Source organism: Microbacterium awajiense, from assembly GCF_039536545.1.
In the GTDB taxonomy this organism is placed as follows: Bacteria; Actinomycetota; Actinomycetes; order Actinomycetales; family Microbacteriaceae; genus Microbacterium; species Microbacterium awajiense.
The window spans coordinates 215,748-230,607 of the sequence record NZ_BAAAYU010000005.1 but is presented as its reverse complement, the minus strand read 5'-3'; the positions used below and the strand labels follow the sequence as shown (position 1 = coordinate 230,607).

11 protein-coding genes are annotated in these 14,860 nt (G+C 72.0%); 6 read left to right on the top strand and 5 right to left on the bottom strand.

Annotation, left to right across the window (positions count from 1 at the left end; translation table 11 throughout):
• The first annotated feature begins 10 nt into the window (after positions 1 to 10).
• On the top strand, positions 11 to 958 hold the full coding sequence (locus ABD663_RS07915; protein ID WP_344737433.1) for a glycosyltransferase: 948 nt from the start codon (positions 11 to 13) through the stop codon (positions 956 to 958).
• A 39-nt stretch (positions 959 to 997) separates the two neighbouring features.
• Here the strand turns inward: ABD663_RS07915 and ABD663_RS07910 are convergent, their stop codons facing one another.
• From ABD663_RS07910 to ABD663_RS07890, 5 genes are read right to left on the bottom strand one after another with little or no spacing between them, the layout of a single operon-like run.
• A complete protein-coding gene (locus tag ABD663_RS07910; RefSeq protein WP_344737432.1) occupies positions 998 to 1,867 on the bottom strand; it encodes a GDSL-type esterase/lipase family protein in 870 nt (289 codons plus the stop codon).
• Positions 1,868 to 1,875: 8 nt separating this feature from the next.
• Complete coding sequence (locus tag ABD663_RS07905; RefSeq protein WP_344737431.1) at positions 1,876 to 3,480, bottom strand: lipopolysaccharide biosynthesis protein; 1,605 nt, start codon at positions 3,478 to 3,480, stop codon at positions 1,876 to 1,878.
• Complete coding sequence (locus ABD663_RS07900; protein WP_344737430.1) at positions 3,477 to 4,325, bottom strand: glycosyltransferase family 2 protein; 849 nt, start codon at positions 4,323 to 4,325, stop codon at positions 3,477 to 3,479. The genes ABD663_RS07905 and ABD663_RS07900 overlap by 4 nt, the downstream gene beginning before the upstream one ends.
• Positions 4,322 to 5,929, bottom strand: coding sequence for a hypothetical protein (locus ABD663_RS07895; protein ID WP_344737429.1), 1,608 nt, complete (start codon positions 5,927 to 5,929; stop codon positions 4,322 to 4,324). Before ABD663_RS07895 ends, ABD663_RS07900 begins: the two co-directional genes overlap by 4 nt.
• 32 nt (positions 5,930 to 5,961) lie before the next feature.
• On the bottom strand, positions 5,962 to 6,855 hold the full coding sequence (locus tag ABD663_RS07890) for a hypothetical protein (RefSeq protein WP_344737428.1): 894 nt from the start codon (positions 6,853 to 6,855) through the stop codon (positions 5,962 to 5,964).
• Between the two features lie 281 nt (positions 6,856 to 7,136).
• Between ABD663_RS07890 and ABD663_RS07885 the strand changes: the two genes are divergently transcribed.
• Genes ABD663_RS07885 through ABD663_RS07865 form a run of 5 tightly spaced genes read left to right on the top strand, consistent with a single transcriptional unit; the run spans position 7,137 to position 14,852 of the window.
• Positions 7,137 to 8,348 carry a glycosyltransferase family 4 protein gene (locus tag ABD663_RS07885; protein ID WP_344737427.1) on the top strand — a complete coding sequence of 404 codons (1,212 nt, stop codon included), beginning with the start codon at positions 7,137 to 7,139 and terminating at the stop codon, positions 8,346 to 8,348.
• Positions 8,332 to 10,509 carry a glycosyltransferase gene (locus ABD663_RS07880; protein WP_344737426.1) on the top strand — a complete coding sequence of 726 codons (2,178 nt, stop codon included), beginning with the start codon at positions 8,332 to 8,334 and terminating at the stop codon, positions 10,507 to 10,509. Before ABD663_RS07885 ends, ABD663_RS07880 begins: the two co-directional genes overlap by 17 nt.
• The gene (locus tag ABD663_RS07875) at positions 10,506 to 11,063 is read left to right on the top strand and encodes an acyltransferase (RefSeq protein WP_344737425.1); all 558 of its coding nucleotides are present in this window, start codon (positions 10,506 to 10,508) and stop codon (positions 11,061 to 11,063) included. Before ABD663_RS07880 ends, ABD663_RS07875 begins: the two co-directional genes overlap by 4 nt.
• Entirely contained in the window at positions 11,060 to 13,093 is a 2,034-nt protein-coding gene (locus ABD663_RS07870; protein ID WP_344737424.1) for a glycosyltransferase, read from the top strand. The genes ABD663_RS07875 and ABD663_RS07870 overlap by 4 nt, the downstream gene beginning before the upstream one ends.
• Before the next feature lie 43 nt (positions 13,094 to 13,136).
• Entirely contained in the window at positions 13,137 to 14,852 is a 1,716-nt protein-coding gene (locus tag ABD663_RS07865) for a S8 family serine peptidase (RefSeq protein ID WP_344737423.1), read from the top strand.
• Positions 14,853 to 14,860 lie beyond the last annotated feature (8 nt).

Here is a 14,860-nt window from a genome sequence, read left to right as displayed (position 1 = left end):
GAGACCGACGATGGCCAAGACGATGATGGTGTGCTCAGGGGGAGGGCACCTCAAGCAGTTGTTCACCCTCGCCGAGCGGCTCGGCGTCGACCCGGAGGATCAGGTCTGGATCACGTTCGAGAACGGTCTGTCGACGAGTCTGCTGGCCGAGCGGGAGGTGCACTTCGCGCCGTTCGTCGCCCCCCGCGACCTGCGGAATCTGTGGACGCTGCGGCGCATCGCCGAGAAGGTGCTGGGCCAGCACACCTACGACCGGGCGTTCAGCACCGGGTCGAGCCCCGCCGTCGCCGTGCTCCCGCTCGCGGCGGCGCATGGCGCGACGGCCCACTACATCGAGAGCGCGGCACGCGCCGACGGGCCGAGCATGTCGGGCCGCCTGCTCGAGAAGCGTCGCCGTGTCTTCACGTACACGCAGTACCCGTCCTGGCAGACGAGTCGGTGGGGCTACGCGGGGTCGATCTACGACGGCTTCGCTCCGGGGGAGGAGGCGCCCGCCCCGCGCCGTCTGCGCAAGGCGGTCGTCACCCTGGGCACGCAGGAGGGCTATCCGTTCGAGCGACTCATCGACGCGCTCGTGCCGCTGCTCGAGGACTGTGACGACGTGCTGTGGCAGACCGGCGGGCAGGACGTCAGTCGCTGGGGGATCGAAGGCCGAGATCGTGTGCCGCACGACGAACTCAACCAGGCGGTGGCCGAGGCCGATGTCGTGATCGCGCACTCCGGCACCGGGTCGGCCATCACGGCGTTCCAGCAGGGCAAGTTCCCCGTGCTCGCCCCCCGCAGCGCGCGGCACGGTGAGCACGTCGACGACCATCAGGTGCAGATCGCCAAGGAGATGCAGCGCCGTCGGCTCGCCTTCCTGCGCACCCCCGGCGAGTTGGACCACGCCACGCTGCTGAAGGCCGCGCAGCGGTCCGTGCGGACGGTGGATGCACCGCCGATGCAGCTCGCCGCCTGACGACCGCCCGTCCGCCTCGAGCGGACGGGTCCGGGCGACTCACCCTGTGGCGGACGGGAGTGCCCGCTCGACGGCGGGCCACGCGCGCGCCGCGAGGGTCGCCTGTCCCTGCGTCGAGGGGTGGAAGAAGTCGACCTCCGACACGTCCGCCCGGGCGAACGACGTGGCGTGCACGGCTCCGTCATCGGAGGTGCACCACGGACGGGCGTCGCACGCGAGGCGGATGGCGACGTTGTAGGCATCGACCGACTCGACCACGCGGGCGCGGCGGGCCACGTCGGCGGCATCGGTCGAGTCGGCGTCGCCGAGGAGTGAGCCGCAGGACGGGCTCGAGTTCCACAGTGCGACCGCACGCGGATCGTCACGGCCGAGCTGCCAGAGCTGTTCGAGGTCCGGCACCGAGTAGGCGACGACACGGACGTCGGGTGCGGCGGCATGGATCCCGTCGAGCATTCGCGCGTATGCGTCTTCGAACTCGGCGGCGGGCGTCACCCGATCGGCGGAGGGCCGGCAGGCGTCGTTGGCTCCGATCAGCACGAGCACGAGATCGGGCGCTGCCGCTGCGACCGTCGCGGCGGCGGCGGCGACGTCGCCGACGTCGGCGCCCGGCTGCGCGGCGACCACCGTCTCCGGCCGGGTTCCGGTGGCGGATTCCAGTCGCTGTGCGATCGAGGAGACGCCGGGCGAGGACCCGGTCGCCCACGACACCTCCGGGCACGCCGAGACGCTGCCGCACGCGTTCACGCCGAGAGAGATCGAGTCGCCGACCACGGCGAGGGTCTCGACGACCGCGCCCGGCACCGCCTGCGGCGGCTGTGCCGACGTCGTCGTGGCGGAGGGTGCGCCGCAGGCCGTCAGCACCGCAACCGCCGAGCCGAGGGCGGCGGCCGCCCACGCACGTTTCCGCATGCCCCGCTTCACGCGCGCCCGCCCTGTCCGCTCTCGCGCCGCGTGTCGGTGACGGCCAGCTCCACCTCGAGGGCGTCCGCGGCGGTCGCATCCGTGCCGATGATCTCGGCGGTGCGCTCGGCGGGGTCCTCCGGCGGCGCCTGCGTGGCCGTCGGCCGTCGTGCGTTCCGGACGAAGTCGAGCAGCATCCGGTAGTCGCGGCGGTAGGCGGGCACCAGCCATGCGGCGGCGAGCACGGCGACGCCGGCGAAGCCGCCCACCAGCAGGCCCAGCCACGCCGGCAGCGTCGCGACGCCGAGGCCGGCGGCCCACGACGCCCCGAAAGCCAGCGCGGCGACGATGGCCGGTCGCACCAGCGGTGCGGCGATGTCGCTCCATCCCCGCAGGAAGGTGCCGTGGATCGCGACCGCGAAGCCGGGCACGAGCAGCGCGAGGGTGACGACGCCGTACAGCAGGGCGAGGCCGTTCATCCCGGCCCACCAGATGCCGACGAAGAACGCGGCGATCACGATGGGACGCGTGATCAGGTAGTAGACGAGCTGCCGGTGCGCGCGGCCGAGACTGATGTAGATCCAGCCCTGCACGTTCCCGACAGCCTGCGCGACCCCGGCGATCGCGAGGATCGCGAAGACCTGTGCCGCGGCATCCCAGCCGGGTCCGAGCAGGATCAGCAGCAGGGGCTGCGCGACAGCCGCGGCGATCGCATAGGTGGGCAGCGACAGATAGCCGATCACGACGAGTGCGCCGCGCACATAGCGGCGGTAGCGCTCGCCGTCGTCCTGCAGGCGGCTGAGCACGGGCAACGCGACGCGGCCGAGCGGTGCCGTCAGCTGCTGCTGCGGAAGCAGGAACAGCGCGTACGCCCGCGAGTACTGTCCGAGCGCCGCCGATCCGAGCTGCTGGCCGATGATCACGTTGTCGATGTTGCGTGAGACGTAGTTCAGCAGCTGCACCCCGAAGATGCTGCCGCCGGTGGCCACGAACGGGCGGATGTCGCGCCCGAGGCGAGGCCGCCCCCACCGGGGCTTGGCCGCCACCCACAAGGCGATCAGGCGGTAGACCTGACCGGCGCCGGCGAGCACGACCAACGACCACACGCCCCAGCCCATCCAAGCGGCTGCGACCGACAGCACGACCCCGACCGCCATCGCCACGATGTCGATCATGGCGAGCGTGCCGAACCTCAGATCACGCTGGACCGCGGCTTGCAGCGGCATCGCGAGGCCGTTCAGCAGGAGCGTGGGAGCGACCGCGAGGGTCAGCACCACCAGTTGCCGTTCACCGTAGAGCAGCGCGATCAGCGGCGCCGACGCGGCCACGAGCACCATCAGCACGGTGCCGAGCCCTGCCGAGAACCACAGCAGCGACTGCCACTGAGCGGCGGTGAGCTTCTTCGCCTGCAGGATCGCGCCGGTGAGGCCGAAGTCGCGCACCAGGTCGGCCACGCCCACGATCGCCATGACCATCGCGACCAGACCGAAGTCGGCGGGCTCCAGCATCCGTGCCAGCACCATCGTCGACAGCAGCTGGATCAGCGTCTTCGTCCACAGCCCTCCCGCGGTCACCGCGGCACCGCGCGATGCGCGGTGCTTGAGGTCGCCGGGCGCGCTCATACGCGGGCCGCCTCTCGTGCCGATTCGTCGCGGCCCCAGCTCACGGGCCCGCGCGGCGACCCCATGCGCACGCGGATCTTGGGGGCCGCGTAGCCGTACACGTAGAACGGGAATGACGCCCACAGGCGCGGCGACCGTGCGACCCGCGCGACGAGGGCGCGTCGCGACCCGCCGCCGCCGGGGCCGGCCTCGGCATCGAGTTCGCGGTTTCCGCGCTCGATGCGGATGCCGCGGCGCACCAGGGCGGTCATGTCGCGCGGCGCGCGCACGGTGAAGGTCGCGTCGGGGTCGGTCACCCGTTCCTCGGCGGCGAAGCGGAGCTGCACGAAACGGTCGTCGGCGATCACCGGGGGGAATCGCCCCCATCGCATGCGGCCGAGCTCGTTGACGGCGTACACACCCGAGCCGACGTGGCCCGCCTGGCGGTACTCCGACAGCTCCCAGACCCGGGTGTGCGCACGCACGGCGGGCGTGCTGGCGGCCGCGTCGACGCGCAGGGTCGGTGCCGCGACGACGGGGTGCTCCGCGCGCATGAGCAGGGCGGCGAGTCGGCGCAGCGCGGCCGTGTCGATGTCGACGTCGGCGTCCACGTAGGCGCGAGGGTAGACGGTGGCCAGCTCGTCACCGCGGTTGAGGGCGGCGATCTTCGAGGCCTCGGCGATCTCGGTGACGATCACCCCCGGGACGCCGCCTGCCTGTGCGGCGGTGTCGTCGTCGCAGCCGTTGGCGACCACGATGACCTCGAACTCGCCGGGTTCGGCGTCGCGCAGCATGCCCGTCAGGGAACGGCGAACGAGGGGACCCTCGTTGTGCGCGGGCACCACGATGCTCAGCCGCGCGCTCACGCGGACTCCCGGAGCGCAGGGGCCTGGGCGGGGGGCTCCGCCATCTCGTATCGCCCGCGACCGGCCGCCTCCGCCGCGAGAGCGGGTGGGCTGGCCGTCAGCAGCCACGCGCCGACGGCGAGCAGCATGAGGTAGACGAAGAACGTCTGATAGAACCCGAAGGCGTCGAAGAAGAACAGCGCCGTCGCGTAGCCGCCCGACACGATGACCAGTGTCAGTGCGAGCAGCGCGTAGCGAGGCTGGTAGCGGGCCGAGGTGTACGCCCAGACGAGCATCATGATCGCGGGGGCGAGGATGAAGGCGGCCAGCCCGACGACGCCGACCGCGCCGGCCTCGAGCAGGGTGCCCAGCACCTGGTTGTCGAGGATGAACGCGTTCTGGCTCTCGCCGGTCACGATCCGGCTGCCCAGACCGGTGCCGAAGAACGGATACGCCGCGGCTTGGGCGAGCGCCGGCTCCAGATCGGCGAGGCGCCCGGCGCCGCGGAAGCCCGCAGACGTGTACTGCGAGGCGATCAGCGCGTCGAAGTCGAAGAACGAGCCGATGAGCGTGTCGAACACCTTCGGGAGCACGGCGGTGCCGATCGCGAGTGCCGGCAGCCCGAGTGCGAACAGCGTGATGCCGAGCCACGGGCGCAGCAGCAGGGTGAGCAGGAACATCATCGCGAGCACGACGATCGCGGTGCGCGAGACGGCTGAGAGGACGCCGCCGATCAGGATGACGACGGCGATGCCGTACACGATGCGCCTGTTGATCGGGTTGTGCGGGCGGCCGCCGTATGCGGCGAGGTAGATCGCGACGGCGATCAGCAGGCACAGCATGACCGACAGGGCGATCGGATGCTGCGACGAACCGAACGAACGGAACCCGCCGGCCCGGTAGGCCTCGCTCTCGTCGGCGATGACCTCCAGCGGCAGGAAGGAGTTGAGCCGCCAGAAGATGTTGACGCGCGTGACGCGCTCGGCGATCGCCAGCAGCGCGACGATGGTGCCGCACCACACCAGACCCGCCAACAGGCCCATCACGATCCGCTCGGTGCTCAGGATCTGCCGGGTGATGTAGAACACCGAGAGCACCAGCACCCAGTTCACGACCGCTCCGACGGCCGTGCCCCCCAGGCTCTGCTCGACGAGCGCCGTGCCGTTGATCGGAATCGACACCAGCATCGCGGCCGCGAAGATGCCGATCGGCCATCCGAACGCCACGGGCCGCCACGGGCGGGAGCGGTCCAGCAGCAGAGCCGCCGCCGTCGCGCCAAGGAGCAGGACCAGCACCACCCGGTACGGCTCCAGCTCGAACGGCAGGGGGATCGGCAGCGCGTACCGACGCACCGGGATGAACATCACGACGGCGACGAGGATGCCCAGCGCCCCGACCCATGAGAACACCGCACGCCGGGCGAGGTAGAGCACCGCGACGAACAGCAGCACGCCGCCGGCGGCGAGCGGCGGCAGAAAGAGGATCGCGGTGATCGAGACGAACGCCAGGATCACGCTCGCGATCGCCATCCGGGCCGCTCCGACGGTGGAGCCGTCGGCGACGGGCGGCGCCGCGGGCTCCGCCTCGGCGGCCGCATCGTGCCGCGGCGTCGTGACCTGCTGCATGGTCGTCGCGTCTCGGGTGGTTCCCGTGTCCACTACGGGGTGGGCACGCGCTCGGACTCGTCGGCGGACTCCGGCGCGGGCTCGAACTCGTGGTCTGCCGGATCGGTGGGCGCCGCCGTGTCCTCACGTCGGCGCCGGCTGCGGCGGTCCACGTCGGCTGCGGCGGGTCCGTCACCCGGTTCGCCCGCGGCGCCCGCTGCGGCGGCCGCCTCGCGCGCGGCGCGCTTGCGGGCGCGACTGCTCTTGGCCCCGGCGACGATGAACGCGGCCGCGACGAACAGCAGGAAGACGCCGAGGAAGGCCACCACGATCGGGATCGCGGGATTCGAGCCCTCATCGGCGACGGCGTCCGACTGATCGAGCATCTCGAAGGTCACCCTCTCGGACTCCGGCATCTCGACCGCCTCCTGATCGGCGAGCGCCTGCTCCTGGAACAGCGTCGCGGCGGTGCGCGAGATCTCCTCGGCACGCTCCGGGTCGTCGGAGCCGCCGACCACATCGAGGATGGGCAGCACGTAGCGCCCGGGGAACGCCTCGTCCCCGCCGGGCTGTGTGGTGCGGCGGAGGGCGGTGAGGCCCTCGGTGTCGTCGAGTTCGCCCACGATCGCCTCGACCTGGTCGCGCATGTCAGTGCCGCTGATCAGGTACGCGTAGAGGATGGCCTTGCTGGTCAGGTCGACGTCTTCGGGAGGGGTCTCGCCCTCGACGAGTTCCTGACCCGGCAGGACCGCCTGGTACAGCGGCTGGGTCTGGCTGCTCACGAGGATCGTCGTGCTCGCGGTGTACTGCTGGTCCGCCCGCGGCACGACCTCTCCGTCCACGAACTTGAAGCCTGCGAGGAACGCGGCCGCTGCGGCGACCACGACGCCGACCAGCAGCAGCCATTTGCTGGCCCACAGGACCTGCAGATACCTGGGTACTTCCATGTGTTGACCCTCCAGCCGCCCGATCCGGGCGTCGTCGATTCGCGTGCCGCCGGTGGCGCGGAGGAAGTGGTCCCCAGGATCATGCTGTCGATCCCATGACGTGGACCGGCCCCCACATCCATCGTGGGGCCGATCGCGCCCGGACGTGTTGCCGGGATGTTACGTCTCGTCGAAGATTGCGTGGCCTGCCTTCGCGCGGCTTGCACCGTCGCCGCCGACAACTCCACAGTGGGACCATCCGGATCGCCGCAGCGACCGGATCGCGAGCGATGGGGGGCCGCATGCGGGTGCTGTTCTCGTTTCCGCACGCCATCGGCGCGTCGGGGATCGGATGGTCCGCGTGGAATCAGGTGGACGGGCTGGTCCGGCGCGGTCACGAGGTGCACGTCGTCGCAGCGAGCCTCGCCCGCCCCGTGCCCGGCGCTCGGGTGACCACCACGCTGGCCGCCGGTCGCGTCCGGATCCCGCATCGGGCGATCGGCCGGGATCGCGCCTTCCGCGTACACGACCTCGCCGCGCGGGCCCTCCTGCGGCGGGGCGACTACGACCTCGTCCACCTCTGGCCACTCGGAACCGGCGCGACGGCCCGCGAGGCGTCGACCCGTGGCATCCCCGCCCTGCGGGAGGCGCCCAACACGCATACCGCTCATGCGTGGCGGGTGGTGGGCGCCGAGGTGGATCGCCTCGGGCTCGGTGAGATCACGACGGCGCACACGGCGGATCCGGTGCATCTGGCGATGGAGGAGGCCGAGTGGGAGGCCGCGACCGGGATCCTGGTGCCCTCCGACGCTGTCGCGGAGAGCTTCGCCGCGGCGGGGTTCGACCGTCGGCGGCTGCTGCGGCACCGATACGGCTATCGGCCCGGCACGCGCCGGATGCACCCTCGCGCGGTCGCGGACCCCGGCGGGCTGCGCGCCGTGTACGTCGGCCTGGGAGAGCCGCGCAAGGGCCTGCACCACGCGCTCGACGCCTGGCTCGGGTCCGAGGCGTCGCTCACCGGAACGTTCACGGTGGTCGGTCGCCTGCTCGAGCCGTACCGGGCCCATCTCGCGGATCGGCTCGACCACCCCAGCGTGCGCGTCGTCGGCTTCAGCAGCGCGGTCGACGCCGTGCTCGCCGCGGCGGACGTGCTGGTGCTGCCCACCATCGAGGAGGGAAGCGCGTTGGTGACGTACGAAGCGCAGGGTGCGGGCTGTGTTCCGCTCGTGTCCGCGGCCGCCGGGGCCGTCCTCGACCACGGGGTCGAGGGATACGTCCACGATCCCGGAGACGTCGCCGTGCTCCGGGACCAGTTGGACCTGCTCGCAGGGGATCGCGGTCAGCTCGCGCGCATGAGCGAGGCCTGTCTGCGCCATGCTCCGTCGCTGACGTGGGACGCCGCGGCGGCCGCACTCGAGGACTGCTACGAGCGGGCCGTCGTGCTCGCCGCGGGCGGGTCCGCCCCGCACGACGTGTTCGACCCGGAGGAGACCGATCGTGCCGTCGCCGTCTGACGTGTCGGTCATCGTCTGCACTCGGAACCGGCCCGAGTACCTCGACAACGCACTGCGGGCGATCTCGGCGGCCACTCCGTCGGAGACCGAGGTCATCGTCGTCGACAGCGGCTCCGACGATGACCGGACCCGCGTCATCGCGCAGCGCGGGGGAGCGACGTATGTGCGCTCCGAACGGGGCCTGTCGATCGCGCGCAACGCCGGGCTCGCCGCGAGCGCGCGACCGCTCGTGATGTTCACCGACGACGACTGCCTCCCGACGTCCGGATGGATCGAGCGCGCGGTGTCGGGCTTCGGCGACCTGCGTACCGGAGCGGTGACGGGGCGGATGCTCGACCACACCTCCGACGAGGATGAGCCCTACGAACGCCGCGCCCGGTACGCGCGGCCGCTGTCGGGCCTGGACGCCGGACACGGGGCGGTCATGGCCTTCCGCCGTGAACTGGTGCTGCGCCTGGGCGGCTTCGACGAGACGATGGGCGCCGGGCAGCCGCTGGCCGGCGCGGAGGACCTCGACATCTTCGTGCGGATCATCCGCGCGGGCTCACGCGTCGTCCACGATCAGCGATGCATCGTCCGACATGCCAACACTCGTGTCGGCGACGAGTACGTTCGCCTGCACCGGGGGTACGGGCTGGGTCTGGGCGCGCTCATCGGCAAGTGGCTGCGCATCGATCCGTGGTTCGGAGCGCGCGTCGCGTGGCGCATCTACGGCCGCTCCGCCGCACGCATCGTGCGCGCACGTGCGCGAGGGGGGGACAGCGCGCACGATGAGGCGCTGCTGGCCGGCGCTCTGGAGGGGGTGCGCCGCACGTGGCGGGTGCCCATCGTGGGGGAGCGCTTCGCACCGCCCTCACCGGCGGCGTCGGCCGCCCGGCCGCGTGAACCCGTGTCCGTCGAGCTGCTGCGCATCCTCGATGAGACGCACGTGGCCAACAGTCTGCAGTTCGAGGCCATGCACGTCGGCGCCGTCATCCGGCTGGACGGCGAGCGGCTCACCGGCGCAGACGGCGCACTCGATCGCGACGCGCTGCACGCTGCGATCACGCGCGCGGTGGCGCGCGTGCCCGAGCTCGCGCTGCGGATCGAGCGCAGCCCCGCCGGGCTCAGCGCCCCGGCGTGGGTGCCGGCGATCGGGTTCGATCCCCGCGAGCACGTGTTCTTCGACGACCGCCCCGTCGCGTTCGACGACGTTCCGCTGCGCCGGCTGATGGACGGCGGCCGCGGACCGCTGCCGATGGACCGGCCGCTGTGGGACGTGACGTTCACCCGGCTCAGCGACGGCGACGTCGCGATGGGCGCGCGCCTGCATCACGCCAACGGCGATGCGATGTGGGCGTTCGCGACGCTGACGGCGATCACGGACGCCACGGCCGAGCCGCCCCCGCCCGAGACGCCCGTCCGTGCGGCCCGTCCGCCCCGGTCGCGTCTGCTCATCCCGGTCCTGGCTGCTCGTTCGTGGGCGCGTGCGCAGCCCTCGGCGTCGGCGGCGTGGCATGAGTACTGGCGCAAGCCCGTCGTCAAGCGTGCGAAGAGGCTCGTCGGGCGCAACCTCGCTCCGATCCGCGAGTTCGAGATCCGTCGGCGGGGGCTGAGGGACGTGCACCTGCCTCCGACGGCGAGTGCGACCTTCGAGCTGGACGCCGCAGAGTCCGTGCGGCGCGCCGCGGGCCTGCGCGGGTCGCTCAACGACCTGCTCGTGGCGGCGGCGATGCGTTCGGTCGCCGACGACGATCTCGGCGTCGACGTGCTGGTCCCCGTGTCGCGACGGTCCCGTGCCGACAGCGCGGTGCGCAATCACATCGCGATCGTGCGGGTGCACGCGCCGCCGGACATCGGCCTCGCCGAGCTCGTCGCCGAGGTGCGGGCCCAGGTGCGCGCATTCGCACGGGATGAGCACGTTGCGCCGACGCCGCGAGGACGCCTGATCGGCTACGCCACGTCGCTGCCGTGGGCGGATCATCCGCGGTGGTTCGCCGGTGCGCGCATCCGTGCGATCGCCGTGCTGCCCGGCGGCGATCCGACGGACGAGTTCTCGGTGTTCGGCACGATCTACGACGGCAGTCTCGCCGTCACGGTGACCACACGCGCCGAGCTGGACACGCAGCGCAGGACCGAGCGCATGCGCGCGATCCTCGCCGGAGCACAGGAGCTGCCATGACCCGTCGCCGCGCCCTCGGCGCCCTCGCGTCCGTCCTCGACCCGCGTGTGTACCTGCATGCGCTGAGGCTGCTGCACTTCTACGGATACGCGCACGTGCGCCAGGTCGGCCTGCTCACCCGCGGCGCCGACGTGAGCTTCGCCCCGAACGTGTCGTTCCGCAACGCGGAGCGGATCGTCATCGGCGCCGGAAGCCACATCGGCGAGTACTCGATGATCTGGGCGGGCAACTCCACCGGCCGGATCGTGCTCGGCGAGAAGGCCCTCCTCGCCCCGCGCGTGACGATCACCGCCTCGGATTACGGCATGGCGGCGGGGACACCGCCGATGGACCAGCCCAAGGTCGAACGCGATGTGCACATCGGCGCGGGCACGTGGCTCGGCGCAGGTGTCGTGGTGGTGGCGGGCGTGACCATCGGCGACGGTGCGATCGTCGCCGCGGGCGCCGTCGTCACGCGAGACGTCCCCGAGAACGCGATCGTCGGGGGTGTGCCCGCGCGTGTCATCGGATCGCGGCCGGGCGCACCGGTTGCCGATGCGGAGTCGCACGGATGAGCCCCGCGCGCATCGACATCGTCGTTGTGAACTACAACACGCGCGATCGTACGATCGAGTGCCTCGACTCGGTCGCGCGGCAGCGCATCGAGGGACTGCGCGTGATCGTGGTCGACAACGGGTCGCGCGACGGATCCCCCGCTGCGATCCGTGCCGCTCATCCGGATGCCATGGTCATCGCGGCCGGCGAGAATCTGGGCTTCGCCCGCGGGGTCAACCGGGGCGTGGCCGAGTCCGACGCCGAGTTCATCCTCCTGCTCAATCCCGACGCCACCGTCTTCCCCGGCTCGATCGAAGCGCTCGTGGGGTTCGCGCAGCGCCACCCCGAGCATGGCGTCTACGGAGGCCGCACCGTCCGCCCCGACGGCGCGCTCGACCCCTCGTCGTGCTGGGGTGCGCCGACGCTGTGGTCGCTGCTGAGCTTCGCGGCGGGTCTGTCGACCGCCTTCCGCCGATCGCGGCTGTTCGATCCGGAGTCTCTCGGTCGCTGGCAGCGCGACAGTGTGCGCGAGGTCGACATCGTGACCGGATGCCTGCTGCTGATCCGTCGTGCGGACTGGGTGCGACTGGGCGGCATGGACGAACGCTTCTTCCTCTACGGCGAGGACGCCGAGTTCTCGATGCGCGCACGGCGGCGGGGTCTGCGACCGGTCATCGTGCCGGAGGCGGTCATCCAGCACGACGTCGGCGGATCGACGAGTTCGACGGGGCGCAAGATGGCGATGGTGCTCGCGGGCAAGGTGACCTACCTGTGGAGCCTGTGGTGGCCCCCGCTCGCGCTCGTCGGGGTGCTGCTGCTGCAGGCGGGTGCCGCCACGCGCGCCGCGCTCGAGGTCCTCACGCGCACCGAACGGGCGACGTGGCGCCAGGTGTGGGCGCATCGCCGCGCGTGGCGTCGCGGGTATCCGAGCGCCGAACGCACCCTGTTCGGGCGGACGCCGCCCGCGCGCGAGGACCTCGCCGTGCAAGCCGAGCCCGCCTTCCGGACCGAGGCGGCCAATCCCTACAACGCCGAACTCTCGCGCGCCCTGCAGCGGCGCGGCGTCAGAGTGCGGGATCTGGATCATCCTCGGCTGCTGCTCGAGCGCACGCACGTCGTCCACCTGCACTGGCCCGATCTGTCGTTCCTCGCGGGACCGCGTCGGTACCGTCACATTCTCCGCCTGTCGCTGTTCTACGGGACGCTCGCCCTCGCGCGAGCGCGCGGCACGGTGCTGGTGTGGACGGTGCACAACGTCAGCGCGCACGAGGCTCGATCCTCGCCGCTGCTGCGAGGGATCGCCGAACGCCTGCTGCTCTCCAACGTCGACGGCATCATCGCGCTGAGCCGGCGCGGTCTCGAAGACGCGCGCAGCGCGTACCCGGCGTTGGCGGCCGTGCCCGCCGCGGTGACCCCGCACGGTCACTACCGCGACGTGTATCGCTTCGGTGTCGGTCGCGACGAGGCTCGCCGACGGCTGGACATCCCACCCGGACGCCCCGTGATCGCCTCGATCGGTCAGATACGTCCGTACAAGGACATCCCCCGACTGATAGACGTCTTCGCGCAGACGGCGGTCGACGCGACCCTGCTGATCGCCGGACAGGTGTCGCCGCCTGCGCTGCGCGCCGAGATCGAGGAGCGGGCCGCGGCGGATGCGCGGCTGAGGCTGGATCTGCGGTTCATCCCCGACGACGAGCTGCCCGTTCTGTTCGCCGCGGCCGACCTCGTCGTGATCCCGTACGCGCGCATCCAGAACTCCGGGTCCGCTGTGCTCGCATTGTCGGCGGACCGGCCCGTGCTCGTGCCCGACATGGGCGCCCTCGCCGAGCTGCAGACGACCGTCGGCGATGCATGGGTGCGCCTGTACGCGGGAAGTCTCGACCCGGATGGGCTCGCGGACGCCCTGGCGTGGGCGACGGCTCCCGACCGCCCCGAGCGGGCCGATCTGCATGCGCTCGACTGGGACGTGATCGCCGAGTCGACCGTGCGCGCGTACCGGGATTTTCATGAGCGGTCACGCCGTCGTAACACAGCGCGGATAAGGTGAGGCCAACGCCGGGGGGATACGGCGCTCGGATGGGGGATTCGAGATGGCCAGAGCGATGTCGCAGCGCCTCGGCGGGGTTCTCGGTGCACTCGCCGCGTGCGCGCTGATCGGGGCCTGCCTCATCGGCGGAAGCGCCCCCGCGGGCGCCGCGGCGCTCCCGGCAGGGCGGTATGTCGTGTCCGTGACGGCCGGTGCCGACGTGACCGCACTCGCCGCTGCCTGGGGATTCACACCCGACCGGACGTTCTCCGCGGTCGTGTCCGGCATGTCTGCGCAGTTGACGTCCCGGCAGGCGACGGCGCTGGCGAGCGATCCCCGAGTCGCCGCGATGGTTCCCGACACCGTCTTCGAGGGCGCCGCCCAGGCGTCCCCGACCAGCGTCAAGACGGTCGAAGCCGACCAAGCGCCCGTGTTCGCCGGCGACGGCGTGCAGGCGGCATGGTCCGGTCCGGCGGTCGCGATCGTCGACTCGGGCGTCAACCCCCACCCCGACTACGATCTCGCCGGCGCTGTCTCGTGCGTCCCGGGTGCGGATGCCGGCGACGGCAACGGGCACGGCACCGGGGTGGCCGGCTACATGGCCGCCTACGACAACGACGTCGGCACGGTCGGCGTCGCCCCCGGCGCGCCGATCTACTCCGTGCGCGTGATGGACTCGCGCAACCGGGGGACGCTGTCGTCGATCCTGTGCGGGATGGAGTGGATCGCGCGGAACGCGGCGACCTACGGCATCGGCGTCGTCAACATGAGCCTGGCGACGCAGGGTTCGGACGACGGCGACTGCGGATACTCCAACAACGATCCGCTCCACCAGGGGATCTGCGACCTGACCGCTCGCGGGCTGACGGTGGTCGCGTCGGCCGGCAACAGCACGGCGGATGTGGCGGGGTGGGTCCCCGGTGCCTACGACGAGGTGCTCACCGCGACCAATGTCGCCGACTACGACGGGCGGCCCGGGGGGCTCGGGTCGGCGCCCTGCGGCGTGTCCACGCCCGACGACCGCCCTGCCCTGAACTCGAACTTCGCCGTTTCGCCTGCGGATGCCGCTCATACGCTCGCCGCACCCGGGATGTGCCCGTACACGACGCTCAAGGGCGACCGCTACGGCTACATCCAGTCGGGCACGAGCATGTCGGCCGCGGCCCTGTCGGGGGTCGTGTTGAACTGCCTGGCTTCAGGGTCGTGCTCGGGGGCGCCCGCTCAGGTGCGCGCGCAGGTGATCGCCCAGGCGCAGGCGGCCGACGCGCGCGGTCACTCGTTCTTCGGCGACCCGACCACGCAGCCGACCGCCGGACGCCACTTCGGCTACCTGGCGTCGACCGTGCCCGTCGGCCCGGTGCCCACCCCGACGCCGACGCCGACGCCGACCCCGACCCCGACGCCGACCCCGACTCCGACTCCGACGCCGACCCCGACGCCGACCCCGACCCCGACGCCGACGCCGACCCCGACGCCGACGCCGACACCCGACACGACGGCGCCCACGGCGACGATCCTGTCGCCGGCCTCCGGGTCCGCCGTGAGCGGAACGGCCACGGTGCGCGTGTCGGCGACCGACGACGTCGGTGTGACCTCCGTCACGCTCTACTCGGGCGCGACGCGGCTGGGCACGACGACGCGGCAGACCGACGGGTCATGGAGCGGCAGCTTCAACACGCGCGCGTACCCCAATGGCACCTACCCCGTGGTCGCGCGTGCCGCGGACGCGGCCGGCAACATCGGGTCGAGCGCGGCGATCCTGGTGACTGTGCGCAACTGACCCCCGCC

Excerpts from the sequence above, each read along its gene's own strand:
- ABD663_RS07915 (WP_344737433.1), top strand. The coding sequence starts at position 11 with ATGGCCAAGACGATGATGGTGTGCTCAGGGGGAGGGCACCTCAAGCAG.
- ABD663_RS07910 (WP_344737432.1), bottom strand. The coding sequence starts at position 1,867 with ATGCGGAAACGTGCGTGGGCGGCCGCCGCCCTCGGCTCGGCGGTTGCG.
- ABD663_RS07905 (WP_344737431.1), bottom strand. The coding sequence starts at position 3,480 with ATGAGCGCGCCCGGCGACCTCAAGCACCGCGCATCGCGCGGTGCCGCG.
- ABD663_RS07895 (WP_344737429.1), bottom strand. The coding sequence starts at position 5,929 with ATGCAGCAGGTCACGACGCCGCGGCACGATGCGGCCGCCGAGGCGGAG.
- ABD663_RS07890 (WP_344737428.1), bottom strand. The coding sequence starts at position 6,855 with ATGGAAGTACCCAGGTATCTGCAGGTCCTGTGGGCCAGCAAATGGCTG.
- ABD663_RS07885 (WP_344737427.1), top strand. The coding sequence starts at position 7,137 with ATGCGGGTGCTGTTCTCGTTTCCGCACGCCATCGGCGCGTCGGGGATC.
- ABD663_RS07875 (WP_344737425.1), top strand. The coding sequence starts at position 10,506 with ATGACCCGTCGCCGCGCCCTCGGCGCCCTCGCGTCCGTCCTCGACCCG.
- ABD663_RS07870 (WP_344737424.1), top strand. The coding sequence starts at position 11,060 with ATGAGCCCCGCGCGCATCGACATCGTCGTTGTGAACTACAACACGCGC.
- ABD663_RS07865 (WP_344737423.1), top strand. The coding sequence starts at position 13,137 with ATGGCCAGAGCGATGTCGCAGCGCCTCGGCGGGGTTCTCGGTGCACTC.